18 protein-coding genes are annotated in these 15881 nt (G+C 67.4%); 8 read left to right on the top strand and 10 right to left on the bottom strand.

What is annotated here, in order from left to right:
* Positions 1-188: 188 nt before the first annotated feature.
* The 3 genes from ACOZ4O_RS11900 to ACOZ4O_RS11890 are packed head-to-tail and all read right to left on the bottom strand — an operon-like array spanning position 189 to position 1649.
* On the bottom strand, positions 189-365 hold the full coding sequence (locus ACOZ4O_RS11900) for a 50S ribosomal protein L37e (RefSeq protein ID WP_424525525.1): 177 nt from the start codon (positions 363-365) through the stop codon (positions 189-191).
* The gene (locus tag ACOZ4O_RS11895) at positions 362-547 is read right to left on the bottom strand and encodes an LSM domain-containing protein (RefSeq protein ID WP_145848348.1); all 186 of its coding nucleotides are present in this window, start codon (positions 545-547) and stop codon (positions 362-364) included. Before ACOZ4O_RS11895 ends, ACOZ4O_RS11900 begins: the two co-directional genes overlap by 4 nt.
* 40 nt (positions 548-587) lie before the next feature.
* A complete protein-coding gene (locus ACOZ4O_RS11890) occupies positions 588-1649 on the bottom strand; it encodes a M20/M25/M40 family metallo-hydrolase (protein ID WP_424525524.1) in 1062 nt (353 codons plus the stop codon).
* Between the two features lie 98 nt (positions 1650-1747).
* Between ACOZ4O_RS11890 and ACOZ4O_RS11885 the strand changes: the two genes are divergently transcribed.
* From ACOZ4O_RS11885 to ACOZ4O_RS11875, 3 genes are read left to right on the top strand one after another with little or no spacing between them, the layout of a single operon-like run.
* Positions 1748-1972: a hypothetical protein gene (locus ACOZ4O_RS11885; RefSeq protein ID WP_424525523.1), complete on the top strand. Its 225-nt coding sequence runs from the start codon at positions 1748-1750 to the stop codon at positions 1970-1972.
* A 53-nt stretch (positions 1973-2025) separates the two neighbouring features.
* Positions 2026-2976, top strand: a complete 951-nt coding sequence (locus ACOZ4O_RS11880) for a zinc-dependent metalloprotease (protein ID WP_424525522.1) — start codon at positions 2026-2028, stop codon at positions 2974-2976.
* Positions 2977-3015: 39 nt separating this feature from the next.
* Positions 3016-3393 (top strand): hypothetical protein, encoded by a 378-nt coding sequence (locus tag ACOZ4O_RS11875; RefSeq protein WP_424525521.1) that lies wholly within the window; start codon positions 3016-3018, stop codon positions 3391-3393.
* On the opposite strand, the gene ACOZ4O_RS11870 is transcribed toward ACOZ4O_RS11875, so the two are convergent.
* Entirely contained in the window at positions 3394-3942 is a 549-nt protein-coding gene (locus ACOZ4O_RS11870; RefSeq protein ID WP_424525520.1) for a hypothetical protein, read from the bottom strand.
* Between the two features lie 286 nt (positions 3943-4228).
* Between ACOZ4O_RS11870 and ACOZ4O_RS11865 the strand changes: the two genes are divergently transcribed.
* From ACOZ4O_RS11865 to ACOZ4O_RS11855, 3 genes are read left to right on the top strand one after another with little or no spacing between them, the layout of a single operon-like run.
* Complete coding sequence (locus tag ACOZ4O_RS11865; protein WP_424525519.1) at positions 4229-6859, top strand: AAA domain-containing protein; 2631 nt, start codon at positions 4229-4231, stop codon at positions 6857-6859.
* A 39-nt stretch (positions 6860-6898) separates the two neighbouring features.
* Positions 6899-7294, top strand: a complete 396-nt coding sequence (locus tag ACOZ4O_RS11860; RefSeq protein WP_424525518.1) for a DUF6789 family protein — start codon at positions 6899-6901, stop codon at positions 7292-7294.
* Between the two features lie 33 nt (positions 7295-7327).
* Positions 7328-8053: an MBL fold metallo-hydrolase gene (locus ACOZ4O_RS11855; RefSeq protein ID WP_424525517.1), complete on the top strand. Its 726-nt coding sequence runs from the start codon at positions 7328-7330 to the stop codon at positions 8051-8053.
* Here ACOZ4O_RS11855 and ACOZ4O_RS11850 read toward each other — a convergent pair.
* The 4 genes from ACOZ4O_RS11850 to rqcH are packed head-to-tail and all read right to left on the bottom strand — an operon-like array spanning position 8050 to position 11880.
* Positions 8050-8247, bottom strand: coding sequence for a hypothetical protein (locus ACOZ4O_RS11850; protein ID WP_424525516.1), 198 nt, complete (start codon positions 8245-8247; stop codon positions 8050-8052). The genes ACOZ4O_RS11855 and ACOZ4O_RS11850 overlap by 4 nt on opposite strands.
* A gap of 55 nt (positions 8248-8302) precedes the next feature.
* Positions 8303-9370, bottom strand: a complete 1068-nt coding sequence (locus ACOZ4O_RS11845) for an mRNA surveillance protein pelota (RefSeq protein WP_424525515.1) — start codon at positions 9368-9370, stop codon at positions 8303-8305.
* 35 nt (positions 9371-9405) lie between these two features.
* Positions 9406-9792: a hypothetical protein gene (locus ACOZ4O_RS11840; RefSeq protein ID WP_424525514.1), complete on the bottom strand. Its 387-nt coding sequence runs from the start codon at positions 9790-9792 to the stop codon at positions 9406-9408.
* Entirely contained in the window at positions 9793-11880 is a 2088-nt protein-coding gene (gene rqcH, locus ACOZ4O_RS11835; protein WP_424525513.1) for a ribosome rescue protein RqcH, read from the bottom strand. It abuts the gene before it with no gap.
* 109 nt (positions 11881-11989) lie between these two features.
* Here rqcH and ACOZ4O_RS11830 point away from each other — a divergent pair, with 109 nt between their 5' ends.
* Entirely contained in the window at positions 11990-12805 is an 816-nt protein-coding gene (locus tag ACOZ4O_RS11830; protein ID WP_424525512.1) for a ZIP family metal transporter, read from the top strand.
* 39 nt (positions 12806-12844) lie between these two features.
* On the top strand, positions 12845-13624 hold the full coding sequence (surE, locus tag ACOZ4O_RS11825) for a 5'/3'-nucleotidase SurE (protein ID WP_424525511.1): 780 nt from the start codon (positions 12845-12847) through the stop codon (positions 13622-13624).
* Here surE and ACOZ4O_RS11820 read toward each other — a convergent pair.
* Both ACOZ4O_RS11820 and ACOZ4O_RS11815 read right to left on the bottom strand, forming a co-directional pair.
* The gene (locus tag ACOZ4O_RS11820) at positions 13619-14173 is read right to left on the bottom strand and encodes a carboxymuconolactone decarboxylase family protein (protein WP_424525510.1); all 555 of its coding nucleotides are present in this window, start codon (positions 14171-14173) and stop codon (positions 13619-13621) included. The genes surE and ACOZ4O_RS11820 overlap by 6 nt on opposite strands.
* 50 nt (positions 14174-14223) lie before the next feature.
* A complete protein-coding gene (locus tag ACOZ4O_RS11815) occupies positions 14224-15870 on the bottom strand; it encodes a tRNA uridine(34) 5-carboxymethylaminomethyl modification radical SAM/GNAT enzyme Elp3 (RefSeq protein WP_424525509.1) in 1647 nt (548 codons plus the stop codon).
* Positions 15871-15881 lie beyond the last annotated feature (11 nt).

Here is a 15881-nt window from a genome sequence, read left to right as displayed (position 1 = left end):
ATATGTCACTCTGCGGAGGTGGTGATAGCGGGCGGAAACGTCGCCGAGAGGATAATCGTACTGACGACGGTAACGGTCGAATCGCGGACGCCGTCACCGTCGCAGGTGCGAGAGCAACGGCTGGAGCGCAAGGAGAGAATCGAAACGGATGTCCGGCGAACGCGCGCCGTCGCGGAAAAGAACGTGCGTTAGTTGTCGCCGGACTTGCCCTGCCACGCGTAGTCGCGACGCTTGGCGGACTTGCCGAAGCCACACGAAGCGCATTCGCCCTTCTTGACGTGGTAGGATTTCTCGCCGCAGCGCCGACATTTGACGTGCGTGGTGGTGTTCTTCTTACCCTGGCTGGGAGTTCCGGAACCGGTCATGGTTTGATGGTAACGACGTTGTCGCCCCGGATAACGGTTGTGTCTTCGCCGTCTTCGAGGACGAGGTTCATGTGCTGGTCGTAGCCGGTGAGGACGCCCTCGAAGATTTCGCCGTCCTTGAGGTGGACGGAGACGGGTTCGTCGAGGGAGTCCTCCAGGATGTCGAGGGGTCGGCCGCTCATACCCACACTCCGGCCCGTCGCACGCTTAAATATATCGGACCTAGATGTCGACCGTAAAGCCGTCGCGGCCGGCTTCGTGGTCGGCGACGGCCGCGAGGAGTTCGGCGGCCGTGTCGAGGTCGCGCTGGTCGACGACCTCGGCTGGCGTGTGCATGTAGCGATTCGGAAGGCCGATGTTGAGGGAGGGGACGCCGCCGCGACTGGTGTAGAACGCGTCCGCGTCGGTGCCGGTGCGGACGCCGGCGGCCTGGAGTTGCACGTCGATGTCCTCGGCGGCGGCGGTGTCGCGGACTGCCGCGACGAACTCGCGGTGGTTCGTGGACCCGCGTGCGACGACCGGGCCGTCGCCGAGGCTGATTTCGTTGTGCTTGTCCCCGGGGAACTCGGGGCTGTCTGAGGCGTGCGTGACGTCCACGGCGACGGCGGCGTCCGGGTTCACGTCGTACCCGACCATCTTCGCGCCCTGCAGGCCGACCTCCTCCTGCACGGTGGAGACGGCGTACACGGTCGAGTCGACGCCGCGGTCGGCGGCGCGGCGGAGGGCTTCGGCGGCGACCCAGATGCCGACGCGGTTGTCGAGGCCGCGCGCCGCGACCTTGTGCCCGGCGAGGTCGTGGACGCCCTCGGCGACCGTGATGGGGTCGCCGACGGAGACGAGTTCGCGCGCCTCCTCCGCGTCGTCCGCGCCGATGTCGACGGTCATCTCGCCGATGTCGTCGTACTCCGAGTCGGTGGGGTCGCGGAGGTGGATGGCGGTCTGGCCGATGACGCCGTTCACGGGGCCGTCGTCCGTGTGCACGACGACGTGGCGGCCCTTTGACACCGACTTGTCGGAGCCGCCGACGGGCGTGAGGTGGAGGAAGCCGTCGTCGTTGACTTTCGCGACCATGTACCCGATTTCGTCGGCGTGCCCGCCGAACAGGAACTCGGGGCCGTCGCCGCCCTCGTAGACGGCGACCGCGTTCCCGTACGCGTCCGTTTGTACGTCGTCCGCGAACGCGGAGACGTAGTCCACCCAGACGCGCTGGGCGGGCGCTTCGAACCCGGACGGGCTCGCAGTTTCGAGGAGTGCGTCGAGGAACTCGCGTCGGTCTCGGTCCATACCCGACATCGTTGCGTCGCGACCATCAACGCCACGGAACCCCGACGGCGCGGCCGGTTCCCACAACGGCTAACACGGGTCCCGCCGAACAATCGGGCATGGGAATCTTCGAAATTCACTTCCACGATAGCGAGTTCAAGCCCACGGCGAACTTCGGCCCCGAGAACGACGAGGGCGGGAGCGTGTTCGACGAGGAACCGTCCATCGAGGGCGACGAAACGGACGCGAGCGAGCCGACGACCGGGTCCGCGCTCGTGCCGGCGCTCGTCGCGCTCGCGGTGTTCGCAGGCGTCGCCGTCGCCGCGAAGAAACTCCTGAACTAACGCAGGGGAAATCGACGCACAAGACCTATTTTGTCGGGTGACCGAGGACACGCATGACTCTGTTCGAGGGCGTTCGCGCGGTCGCGTCCGCGTCCGGCGACTCACTGGTCGACTGGAACGCGGTCCGCGACGCCGCGACCGCCGGGACGCCGCCCGGCGACCTCACCCTCACCGCGGCCGAACGCGAGGCGTACGCGGGGGACGTCCGGGACGCCCGCGAACGCATCCGCGAGGTCTCCACGCTCGACTTCGACGTGCCCGACACGGTGTCGGTGATGAACCGTCACCACTGGATCGACGCGAACGTCGACACGTTCGAACGCGTGTTCCGCCCGCTGAACGACCCGACCGTCGCGCTCCCCGGCGTCTCCCGCACGCTGAACACGGGCGGCGCGGCGGCCGCGCTCTCGTTTCTCGCGCGGAACGTCCTCGGCCAGTACGACCCCCTCCTGCTCGGCGGTGATGACGCGCACGAACTCTACTTCGTCCACCCGAACATCGTCGACGCCGCCGCGTCCCTCGACGTGCCGCTCGCGCGCTTCCGCCGCTGGATCGCCTTCCACGAGGTCACGCACGCCGCGGAGTTCGGCGCCGCGCCCTGGCTCACCGACTACCTCGAAGACCGCCTGCGCGCGGGCGTCATCGAACTCGAAGACGAGTACCGCCTCGACACCGACGAGTTCGAGGACGTGATGCTCGCGATGACCGCCGTCGAGGGGTACGCGGAACTCCTGATGGACCGCGCGTTCGACCGCAAGTACGACGACCTGCGGCGGAAACTCGACGCGCGCCGACGCGGCGGCGGCCCCGTCACGAAGCTCTTCCGTCGCCTGCTCGGCCTCGGCCTGAAGCGCCAGCAGTACGAGCAGGGCCGCGAGTTCTTCGACGCCATCGTGGACGCGCGCGACATGGAGACCGCGAGTCTCGTCTGGGCGGCCCCGGAGAACCTCCCGCGAAGCGACGAACTCGAAACGCCGGGCCGGTGGCTCGCCCGGGTCGCGTAAGCCCTGAAGGTTTTCACGGCCGAGCGCGTACGTGAACGTATGACGGAGCGGTACAAGCGCCTCCTCACGCGAGTGAAGGAGCGCGCGGGCGACGCCTTCCGCGTCGCGATACGGTACACCGCGGACGACTGGACGATACTCTACATCCGCGACGACCTCAGGACCGAGGAGTTCCAGCGGACCGTCGGTCGAACCGTGGAGCACGCCCGCGACTACACGCCAATCAGCGACCCGGCGTGGTACGAGGCGCTCGGCAACAGTCAGGCGAACGTCGAACTGTACGAGGCCGCCGCTATCATTCACTTGCGCGACCCCGACAACGGCGGTGGCGTGCTCGTCTCGCTCGACCGCGACGTGGCGCAGGGACTCGGCGCGTTCGTCGACGAGTGCACCTCGCTTCTCTACGGCCCGGACTGACTACTGGAACCCCTTTCCCACGTCCGCGGAGTCGATGAGGTCGTCGAGTTCCTCGGTCAAGAGTTCTTCCGCCTCCTCGAAGGTGTTCGAGAGGTCGTCAAGTTCGTCGGGGCGGCCGTACTGGTCGTACTGCATCGGGCCGAACGCGGGGCTGTCGATGGCGTCCATCACGTCCTCGAACAGCGCGTCGGAGGTCGTCGGCGCGTCCGCGTGCGTCTTCACCACCTCTTCGAGCCGCCGCGCCTTCTCCTCCGCGTCGTCCTCGTCCTCCGGCGGGGACTGCACCGCGAACCCGCCGCCGGTCTTCTCCGGGAAGAACGAGTCGAGTTCGTCGTCCAGCCGCCGCGCGACTCGCGCTCCCGCACCCTGCACCTCGTAGGGGTTCTTCGCGTACGTCTTCAGCTGGTAGACGCCCGCGCTCGGGTGGCCGAGGTAGAGGTCCTCGCCGACGCCGCCCGCGCGGTCCCCGGCGACGGCCCGCCAGCCGTTCGGGTCCGCGCCGCTGTCCACGACGTCCTCCACGATGTCCTTCCAGTCACGGACTCGCATACCCTCGCGTTACAGCGTGACGACGGTAAGCGTATCGCCATCCAACCCTTGCGCGACTCGGCCATCCGATTCGCCCGCGGTCCAGTTCACGCACACCAATCTGACACGTCACGTTTCACAGACCGGCACCCCACGCGTTTCACCCTGCGAGCCAACCAACGGGCGGGAATTCGAAAGGGGGCGAGCGGGCTTTCGCGGACGTGGTAGCGGGCGATTTGGCGACAGCATCCGAACAGACGACTCGTAGGAGCGACAGCGTTTTTCTCGCGCCGCCGTTATCGTGCGTGTGAACGTTCGGGGCGAGGTCGCGGAGGTCGGGGATGTCCGGTCGGTGAGCACGCAGTACGGCGAGCGTGACGTGTTGGACGTGACGCTCCGCGAGGAGTCGTCGTTCCGCGAGGTGTCGCTGTGGGGGAAGTGGACGGAGACGGCGGAGTACCTCGCGCCCGGCATGGAGTTGGTGGTGACGGACGCGGAGGAGCGCGAGTACGCAGGCGAGACGGAGTACGCGACCGGGAAGGAGTCGTACGTGGTCGTCGAACCCGAGTTCCTGGTGAACGTCACCGACATCCGGGAGTTCGTACAGTGTCCGCGCCAGTACTACCTCTCGAAGTTACAGGCGCTCCCGTTGAAGTACGCGGTGACGAAGGGAACCATCGTCCACGAGGTGTTCGGCGACCTCCTTCGAGGTCGTGACCTCGACGACGCCATCGACGAGCGCGTCCGCGAGGCCGGTCTGGAACTTGGTCTGCTGGACAAGGAGTTCGACGAGGTGCGGGAGGACGTGCGACAGAACGCTGCGGCTATCGAGGGCTGGCTGAACCAGGGCTTGCTCACGGAGGAGGACGAGTGGCGCTCGGAGTACACGCTGGTGTCGGACACGTTCGGCATCAAGGGCCGCTGTGACGCCATCCGCCGCGGGATGCCCGTGGAACTGAAGACGGGGAAGAACACGAACCGCGACCCGCGATTCCACGACAAAATTCAGGCCGCGTGCTACGCGCTCCTGCTCTCGGAACGCGGCGTGCCCGCGGACACGGGGACGCTCCTCTACACGAAGAACGCCGCGATGGCGCGCAACGAGGCGAGCGGCGACCTGAGCCCCGCGAAGGAGTTCAGCATCGGGAAGGGACTGCTGGAGTTCGTGGTGCGCACCCGCAACCACCTCGCCGCGCTCGAAGCCGCGGAGACGACGCCGACCGGCTACGAGGGGAACGCGAAGTGCGAGTACTGCTTCGAGCAGGACGCCTGCATGGTAGTTTCCGGGAGGTTAGGCCAGGAGTCGAAAGCCGGCCAGATAGGGAGAAAACTCCCCAAGGCGGAGCGCGAGTACTTCGACGACCTCTACGACGCCATCGAGGCCGAGCGCCGCGAGGTCCATCGGGAGTACGCGAAACTCTGGAAGCAGAGTCCTGAAGAACGCGCGGACGACGACCGCGCCATCGTCGGCCTCGAACCTGAGGGTCGAGAAGAGCTCCCGGACGGGCGGTGGCGGCTCACGGCGAACCGGCCGTCCGCGGCGACTTCGAAGATTCGGGAGGGCGACCGCGTGCTCGCGAACGACGGCGACCCCGTGCACGGGACGGCGGAGATGGCGCGCGTCGAACGACTCGACGCGGATGAGGTGGTGGTGTCGACGGACGAGCCGGTCGAACTCCGCCGCCTCGACGTGTACCCGAGCGACCTGAACGTGAGCCGGATGCTGTCCGCGCTCCACGACTTCGTCCTGAAGTCCGACGAGCGCCGCCGCGACGTGCTGTTCGGCCGCGAGGCCCCTGCGTTCGAGTCGGGGACGGAGACGTTCATCGACAACAACGACGCGCAGAACGCCGCGGTGAACAGGGCGCTGAACGCGGAGGACTTCGCGCTCGTGCACGGGCCGCCGGGGACGGGGAAGACGTACACCATCGCGCGCATCGTCCGCGAACTCGTCGAGCGCGGCGAGCGCGTGCTGCTGTCGGCGTTCACGAACCGCGCGGTCGACAACGCGCTCGAAGCCATCGAGGACCAGGGGTTCGAGGATGTCGTACGGGTCGGCACGCAATCGGGCGTGCGCGAGGATATGCAGACCTACCGCTTGTCGAAGTCGGGCGACCCTCGCGAGCAGGCGGAGAAACTGGAGTCCGCGGACGTGGTTGCGGCGACGACGGCGACGTGTGGGTCGCGCATCCTGCGCTCGCAGGACTTCGACGTGGCGCTCGTGGACGAGGCGTCACAGCTCACGGAGCCGGACACGCTCGCGGCCGCGAACCGCGCGGACCGCTTCGTGCTGGTCGGCGACCACCAGCAGTTGCCGCCGGTCGTGCGCTCGGGCGGCCGGCTCTCCGAGTCCCTGTTCGAGCGGCTCATCGAGCAACACCCAGAAGCGGGTGTGATGCTCGACCAGCAGTACCGGATGACGCAGCGGATTCAGGCGTTCAGTTCGACGGAGTTCTACGACGGTCAGTTGCGGCCCGCGACGGCCGAGGTGGCGGGACAGTCGCTCGCGGACATCGGCGTCACCGGCGTCCCGGAGGGCGTGCGGTTCGAGCACGTCGAAGGAACGGACGCCGCGCACACCGACGCCGTCGAAGCCGAACGCATCACCGAACTCGTCCAGTCCTACCTCGACGCCGGCGTCGACCCCGCTGACATCGGCGTCATCGCGCCGTTCCGCGCGCAGGTCACGGAAATCGGGCGGCGCGTCCCCGAGGGAGTCGCCGTGGACACCGTCGACCGTTTCCAGGGGTCGTCGAAGGAAGTGATTCTCGTGTCGTTCGTCGCGTCAGACGACATGGAGAGCCCGATTTTCGAGGACTATCGGCGGCTGAACGTCGCGCTCTCCCGCGCGAAGAAGGCGATGGTGCTCGTCGGGGACGCGGACGCGCTCCGAACCGACGACACCTACCGGCGGATGGTCGAGTGGGCGAGCCTCTAACCCGATACGTTCTTGGTTCGCCGCCGTGACGGCACGGGTATGCGAGGCGAAGCCAGCGCGGTGTTCGGTGGGCTCATCGGAGTCATCGCGCACTTCTTGGTTCTCTACGGTGTGGCACCGGCTATCGGGTACGAAGCGGACCCGTTCGTGAACATCGCGGGCATCACGGGAGCGCTCGCCGCGTTCTCCATCTACCTCCTCGTTCTCGGGTGTCTGTACCCGCTCGCGTACTACTACTCGCTCCAGTTCCTCCCGGAGGGTGGCGTGCTCGCCGGCGGGTTCGTGAACGCCGTGCCCGTCTGGCTCGGGTTCGTCGTGCTCGACTGCCTGAACACCGACCAGGTGGCGATGTGCGCGGCTGTCGCGGGCGTCGCGGCGCTCGCGTACGGCTACCTCCTGACGTACAGTCACGTCGAGTTCGCGAGCGACTTCTAGAGGGCTTTTCTCTCTCCCCGCACGAGACGCGGTATGCGCGTCACCTTCCTCGGAACCGGGAGCGCGATGCCGACCGGCAAGCGCGTCCAGTCCGGACTCCTCCTCGAAGACGACGGGAAGACACTCCTAGTGGACTGCGGGAGCGGCGTCCTCCACCGACTCGCCGCCACCCCGACGGGCTACGAGGGCGTCGACACTGTCCTCCTCACGCACCACCACACCGACCACGTGAGCGACCTCGTGCCGCTCCTGAAGGCGCGGTGGCTCGCGGGCGAGGAATCGCTCACCGTCGCCGGCCCGCCCGGAACCACCGAGCTCGTCGAGGGCTTGCTCGACGTACACGACTACCTCAAGGGCCGCGTGGACCTCACCACACGGGACATCGAGGGCGAGTTCTCCGTCGCGGGGTTCGACGTGGCGTCGATGGAGACCAGACACTCCATGCGGTGCTTCGCGTACCGCATCGACGACTTCGCGTACAGCGGCGATTCGGAGGCGTTCGACGACCTCGCGGCGTTCGCGGACGGCACTGAGGTGTTCGTCCACGACTGCTCGTTCCCGGACGAGGTCGATGTCTCGAACCACCCGACGCCGCGCGCGCTCGGCGCGGCGCTCGCCGGGAACGACTACGGCACCGTCTACCTCACCCACCGCTACCCGCACACCGACGGCAGAGAAGACGAGATGCTCGCGTCGATTCGCGAGCACTACGACGGCGCGGTCGAACTCGCGCGCGAGGGCGACACGGTCGAGTTCTAGTCTTCGAGTTCCTCGACGCGCGCTTCGAGTTCCGCGATGCGCTCGTCCGTCTCGGGGAGATTAGCGAGAACGACGAGCGGGAGCATGAGACCGACCACGAAGCCGAGCGGGCCGAACGCCGCGAACCCGAGCGCCGCGCAGGCAGCGGGGAGGACGACGACCGCAAACAGGGAGTTCGGGTCTCGAAGCGACATACAGAAAATATATTCACATCCTCACAAAAGTCCTGGGTCGCCACCGGAGCAGCGGTTAATCGAGTCGGTAGCGGAGGACGGCGGCGATACCCCCCAAATTCTTCAGTTGGTCGCCGGGCGCGTACTCGTGGCTGAACACGGTGACGCTCCCGCCCTGGCGTTCGACGGACTGGATGAGGTCGTTCACGTCCACGGCCCAGTCGCCCTCGCCGGCGCGCTCTCGTCGGAGGCGGTCGTCCAGCACAAGGAGGTGTTCGACCGCGCCGAAGTCCACGGCTTTCCCCACCTCCTCGATGCCGTAGGCGGCCTTCCCCTCGGTCGCTATCTGCTCGGTGAGTTCGTCGATCAACTCCGACTCCTCGGCGATGCGGGTCTCGGCCTGGACTTCCTCGACCGCGCCGCGCTTGAGGACTTCGTGGACGCCGCGGCCGCCGACGCCGCTCGTGTCCACGGTCGTGATTTTCTCGGGGAGGTCGGGATAGTTCTCCGCCACGAAGTCGAGGAGGTCCTGCTTCGTGAACCCGGGGCCGGCGAGGATGATGGCGTCCGCGTCCATCCGGTTCAGGGCGGCGGCGACCTCCCCGAACAGTTCCTCGCGGCCGCGAGCATACTCGCCCTTCCCGGTCGTTCCCGTGAACGTCCCGCGCTCCTCGACGCCGTACTGCGCGACCGTGTGGATGTGCGCCTCTCCCTCCTCGATGGTCGCGATGGCGACGTCCGGCTGGTCGGTCGCCTCGCTCGCCTCCTCGACGCGCTCGCGCTGGTCTGGCTTCCAGTGCTTCTCTATCGTGAGTTCGTCGTACTCCTCGACGTTGATGGTGTGGTGCATGTCGAGCTGGTCTTCCCGACTGCATCGCTCGATAACGCCCGAGATGCGGAGGCGGTTCGAGAACTTGTGGAACTCAACGCCCTCCACGTCGAGCGTGACGTGCATGTGCTCGCGCTCCCCGCCCGTGTCCCGCATGTCGTCTTCCTTCCGCTGGATGCGGCGGTGGGTGTCGCCGCCCACGAGGTCGCCCGGCTCGACGACGTACGTGAGATGCCAGAGGTCGTCGAGGGACTCCGGGACGAGCGTGACCCGCTCGCGGCCACCCTCGACCGACGTCCAGTCCTTCACTTGCATACCCCGAACTACCAGTCCTCGGGGTAAGTGTCCTGTTATGTGAAGAGGTCGACGCCGACGGCGACGACGAGGAGGTTGTTCGCCGCGACCAGCAGGCCGGCGGCGACGAGCAACCCCACCCAGACCTCGTACGCGAGCGCGACCACGTCACGATAGGGGCCGTCGGTGCGCGTGGTGAGCGCGATGACCGCCCCGAACAGACCCGAAAGAACGACGAGCGCCGCGAGGTTCAATGCGGCGAGCGTCCACACGCCCTGCGCGAGCGCCCACCGCATATAGGGGTTCGCCTCCCCGGCGACGCCCGCGACCTCCGCGGCCGCCAGCGTCGTCAGCATGTCGACCGTGAGCAGGACGTAGAGCGCGACCGCCGCCCACGCCCAGTACTCGCGGCGACGGCGGGCCTCCGGGACGGGCGAGACCATCTACTCGACGAGGCGACTCCCGCCAGGCGGCATGAACTTCTGAATCTCGTCCGGGCTCGCGACCTTCCGCACGAACGACGTGTCCGCGAAGCGCTCCCGGAACTCGCGATAGATTCGTTTCGCGGCGTCGCCCTGCGCGAACTCGCCGGGTTCGAGCGACATCGTCGTTTCCGCGCGCGGTTCGATGGCGGACGGCGGCCCGCCGATGACGCGCGTCTCGCCCTCGCACTGGATGCCGACGGAACAGCCGACGGCGACGTCCCGGAAGTACGTGCGGTCGCCGCGAACCGCGAACCCGCCCTTCGAGAGGTATTCGCCCGATTCGGCAGTCTTCGACACCTGGTCGGGCATCACCATGTAGGCGTCGCCCGCGCCCCGGCCGTCCTTCCAGACCGACGAGTACGTCACCGCGAACCGCGCGGCCTCCTCCAGGGATTGCTCGGGCACGTCGAGGTCCTTCGACGGCTCGCTCGGCTCCGTCGTCTTCAGGACCGTGACCGGGCCGCCGTGCGCCTGCGTGTGGAAGAACCGGTCGTAGCCGTCCATGTACTTCGAGACGAGTTCCTCGTTCTGTTCGGCGTTCCGCCCGCCCAGCACGAGGAAGCCGTCGCTCGTGCGGAACCACCGGAAGCGGTCGTACCACGTCTCGGGCTTCCGAACCGGAATCGAGCTCCGGGAGAGCCAGTCGACCTCCTCGGGTTCCGTGGGTTCCTCCGGCTCCTCCCAGTTCTCCTTGCGCTCGCGGACGGCTTCGAGTTCCGCCCGCGTGTTCTCGATTGCTTCGAGCGCGCCCTCCTTCTTCTCCTGAATGCGCTTCGCTTCCGTGTAGAGGGCGTCCGCGTTCTTCTCCACGCCCGACTCGGGGTCGAGGCTGATGGTGTGGCCGTCCAGTCGCACCCGCACCGTCCCCTGCTGTTCGTTCACGCCCTGCACGTGCTCAGCGGCCTCGATACCTCGCTCCTCGCCCTCATCGAAGCGCTCCTCGATGTCGCTCCACGAGTGCCCAGCAGCGCGCGCCTCGCGAACCGTGGAGAGGATGTCGTCCACGAGGTCGTAGTTCCCGTAGAGGAGTTCCGCCTTCTCGCGCTCCCGCTCGGCCTCCTCCTCGAAGTCCTCGATAGCGGCCTCCTGCTGGGCGATGATTCGTTCTTGTTTCTCTATCTCCGACTGGAAATCCGGCTTCGTGGCACCGCCGCCGCCCTCCTCTTCCTCGGTGCCGCCAAGGTTCGTGAAGTAGTCGTCGAGCGCCGCGTTGAACGAATCGAACGCTTCGGACTCCCGGCCCGCGTACTCCTCCAGCGGCACCGGCGTCACGTCCACCCGGGAGTCGCCCTCCTCTTCGTCGTAGTACACGCGAGGGTCGAGGTCGCCGGACTGAATCGGGTCGAACAGGCGCTCCATCGCGTCGTAGAGCGCGCGGAACTGGTCCTCGCTGGCGTCCGCGATGTCCATCGTCTTCTCGACGCCGGCGCGCGTGCAGAGTTCCTCGCCGTACAGGCCGCCGAAGTTGAGTTGGGTGGCGACCGTGCGCACGAGGTCGGTGTCGGAATCCCGCATCTGCGCCGCGAACCCCTCGTAGTCGAGGTCGAGAGGGTTCACGCGCTGCGAGGGGAAGCCGTACTTCGCGCCGGGCGCGACCGTCCGCGAGGACAGCCGGACGGTTTCGAGGGAATCCACGACCTCGTCGTTCTCGTCCAGAACGGCGACGTTCCCGTCCCCGAACAATTCTGCGACGATTTTCGTGTCCGCGTCCTCGCGACGGAACTCGAACTCCAGGATGCGGTCGAAGCCGTGCTGGCGGACCGCGTGGAAGTCCGCGCCGGACAGGCGGTTTCGCAGCATCTTCGCGAAGTCCGGCGGCCGCCCCGGCGCGTCCGGGACGTGTTCGGCCGCGGCGACGTGCGCGCGCTTCGTCTCCCCCGTTCCCACGAGGAGTTCGACGCGCCCGCGGTCGAAGTCCCGCATCTTCAGTCGGACGAGGTCGTCCCCGTAGAGATAGGCCTTGTCGACTTTCGCCCCCGCGTACGTGTTGAGTTCCGCGGTGAGGGCGACGAGGTCGACGCTCGTCATCTCGCGTTTCTCGCTCATACCCCGCCTAGCGGGGGCGACAGGAAAGACGTAACGACCCGGCGGCGTGAACGCTTAACTGACCCCGACCCCACCACCCAACGATGACACCGGACCGGAGGGCTGGCTAATGCTCGAAGACGTCTTCCTCGACATCGCCGGAACCGACCCCGTGATGCAGGCGCTCCTCGGCGGCGTCGTCATCGCCGGGATGAACATGCTCGGCGCGACGTTGGTACTCGTCTGGCGCGACCCCTCGGAGCGGTCGCTCGACGCCCTGCTCGGGTTCGCCGCGGGCGTGATGCTGTCCGCGAGCTTCACGAGCCTCATTCTCCCCGGTATCGACGCCGCCGGCGGCGGAAGCACGGGCGCGCTCCAAGTCATCGCCGGCATCCTCCTCGGCGTCCTCGTCCTCGACCAGGCCGACCGCTGGGTGCCCCACGTCCACGTCCTCATCACTGGACGCAAACGCGCCGACCAAGCCACCCAGAACGCCCGGTACGCCTCGGTCGTCCTGTTCATCGTCGCCATCACCATCCACAACATGCCCGAAGGCCTCGCGGTCGGCGTCGGGTTCGGCTCCGGGAACACCGGCGAAGCGCTCGCCCTGATGCTCGCCATCGGCCTCCAGAACATCCCCGAAGGCCTCGCGGTCTCCGTCGCCGCCATCAACGCCGGGTTCGACCGGGGCGCGTACGCCGCGCTCACCGGCATCCGTGCCGGACTCGTCGAGATACCCATCGCCGTCCTCGGCGCGTACGCCATCCAGTTCTCCACCGGCCTGCTCCCGTACGCGATGGGGTTCGCCGCCGGCGGGATGCTGTTCGTCATCAGCGACGAAATCGTCCCCGAAACCCACGCACGCGGCCACGAACGCGTCGCCACCCTCGGCACCATGCTCGGCGTCGTCCTCATGCTCTACCTCGACGTCTCGCTCGCCGCGTAACCGCAACCACTTACCGGGGTCGCTCGCTACCCACTCCCGATGACCGACTCGCTCTCCGTCCTGCTCACGAACGACGACGGCATCGACGCGCCCGGCCTCGAAGCCGTCTACGACCGCCTCTCCGAGACCCACGACGTGACGGTCGTCGCACCCGAGGAGAACCAGTCCGGCACCGGCCAGACCCGGAGCTGGGGCGAAGTCGAGTACGACGAACGCCACCACGGCTACGCCGTCAAGGGCACGCCCGCGGACTGCGTCGCCATCGGCGTCGCCGCCCTCGACCTCGACCCCGACGTGGTCGTCTCCGGCTGTAACGACGGCCCGAACATCGGCGCGCACATCCTCGCGCGCTCCGGCACTATCGGCGCCGCCATGGAGGCCTCCTTCCTCAACTATCCCGCCATCGCCGTCTCCATGTACGACTGGGAGTACACGCCCGGCAGCCGCTACGACCCCCAGTACGAGACGTTCACGACCGCCGCGGACGCCGTCCACGACCTCCTCCCCGGGTTCGTGAACGACGACTTCCTCACGACCGCGGACTACCTCACCGTCAACGCCCCCGCCGCCGGGCAGACCGAGAACGACATCTTCCGCGTCACCCGCCCCACCCAGGAGTACGAACTCGAAGCCGAGTTCACCGAACGCGGCGTGAACGTCAACGACAAGTTCTGGAACGAACTCTTCGAGCGCGACGTCCCCGACCCCGAGGGCACCGACCGTCGCGCCGTCGTGGACGACGAAATCAGCGTCAGCCCCCTCACCGCCCCGCACGACGTCGCGCCCGGCGTGACCGCCGGCGGACTCGTCGACCTATAGCGGCGTCTCCGCCGCCGGCAGCACCTCGAACGCGTTCAGCACGCACGCCACGAGTCCGTAGTACCCGAGGAGCGCCGTGAGGTCCACGACGCCCTGCACGCCGAACGCGTCCTCTGCGGCCCGATACGTCTCCTCGGAGACCGCGTGGTCGCGCCAGAGTTCGCGACCGTACCGAACCACCACGCCCTCCGTGGCGGGCAAATCGTTCACAGGCGCGTCGTCCAGCACCGCGTCGAGCGCGGCCCCGCTCACGCCCGCCTCGCGCGCGAGCGGCGCGTGCACCGCCCACTCGAACGCCGCGTCGAACTCCCGGCCCGACACCACGATAGCCAACTCCCGCAAGCCCTCCGGAAGCGCGCTCTCGAAGCGCAGATAGCTTCCTAAGTCGGCCACGCGACCCGCCAGCACGGGACTGTGGAGGAGCACGCCGAACGGCCCGATAATTCGGTCTCGACTCGCCGTGATGCGGTCGTAGTACTCCCGCTGGGACTCCGGCAGGTCCTCGCGCGACTCCACGTACGGCACCCGCGGCTCACCACGAACATCCATACCCGGAACAGAACGCGCGACGGCATAACTCTACGCCGAACGCGGCGAACTCAGAGGCTCTTGGAGACGTACGGGCCGTCCTGGACGTAGCCGAGTTGCTGCTTGTAGTACTGGCGCGCGCCGATGCCGGAGATGACGCTGAGTTTGTCGTAGCCGGCGTCGGCGGCCATGTCCTCGGCGCGTTCCATGAGGCGGCGGCCGTAACCCCGGTGCTGATGCTGGTCGTCCCGGCTCTCCTCACCGATGCCGGCTTCGCTGCCGTAGACGTGGAGTTCGCGGAGCAACGCGGCGTTGTCGAGTTCGCGGCGCACCGGCTCGTTCGGGAATCGGAGGCGGGCGAACCCGACGAGGAGGTCCTTCTCGAAGTCCTCGAAGCTGATGAAGTGCTCCGTGCCGCCGCCCGCCTCGTACGTCATGACATCGAGTTCGACGTTCTCGGGGTCTTCGTCGTTCATCCCGACCTCCCGACACCGGATGCAGTTACAGGTCCATCCGTGTTCGTCCAGCTTCTTCCAAGCGAGCTGGCGAAGGTTCGACTTCCAGACGCCCGCGTCGATGAAGTCCGCGGGGATGTCGCGCTGCACGCGCTGCAAGCGGACGTACCGCGGAATGTCCTTCATCACACGCGCGACCAGTTCGGCGGCCTGCTCGTTTCCGAGCGGTTCGAATTCGTCGCGCCGCCACTGGTCGTAGATGCGGGTGCCGCGCACGACGAGCGTCGGATAAATCTTCAGGTAGTCCGGCCGCCACTCCGGCTCCTCGAAGATGCGCCGGAAGTCCTCCAGAATCATTTCCTCCGTCATCCCCGGCTGGCCCGGCATCATGTGGAACCCGACCTTGAACGCCGCGTCCCGAAGCCGACGGTTCGCGTCCATCGACGCCTGCATCCCGTGCCCGCGATGCATCTCGCGGTTGATGCGCTCGTACGTCGTCTGCACGCCGACCTCGACCTTCGTCCCCCCCAGGTCAAGCATGCGATCTATCTGCTCGGGGTCACACCAGTCCGGCTTCGTCTCGAACGTCGTCCCGATGTTCCGGATGTTCCCGAACTCGTTCTCCGTCTTCACGTCCTCCAGATACTCGAAGTCGTACTCCTCGGGGTCCTGCGCGAACGACACGCCCTCCGCCGGCTCCGGGGGCTGCTCGGGGTCGAAATCGTTCAGCGCTTCGAGCGCGCGCTTCACGAACCACTCCTGGTAGTCGTGACTGCGCGCGGTCATCGTTCCGCCCATCAGAATCAGTTCGACCTTGTCCACCGGGTGGCCGATTTCGCGGAGCTGGTGGAGGCGGAGCGTCACCTGGCCGTAGGGGTCGTAGTCGTTCTGCTCCCCGCGGGCAGCCGCGGGCTCGTGGCCCGTGTAGGACTGACTCGAATCGAACTCGGACGCGGGGCCGCCGGGACAGTACAGGCACTTCCCGTGCGGACACATGTGCGGGCTCGTCATCACCGCGACCGGCGTCACGCCGGATGCGGTGCGCACGGGCTTTCGCTGCAGGAGGTCTTCGAGCTCCCCGCGGCGACTCTGCGGCGCGTGGTCGAGCAGTTCGGAGTGCGTCGGGACTTTCGGCGCGGAGAACTCGCCACAGACGTCCATCTTCGCCTGCTCGAGGTCGTCCTGCTCGATATCGCCCGCGAGCAGTCGGTCGACGAGTTCGTCGCACGCGGCCTCGAACGCGCTCTCCGACCCTGAACTCATTAGGGAACGAA

It is taken from the genome of Salarchaeum japonicum (assembly GCF_049705945.1).
GTDB lineage: Archaea > Halobacteriota > Halobacteria > Halobacteriales > Halobacteriaceae > Salarchaeum > Salarchaeum japonicum_A.
Note: the sequence above shows the minus strand (reverse complement) of the source record. Positions and strands in the feature narration are given on the sequence as shown.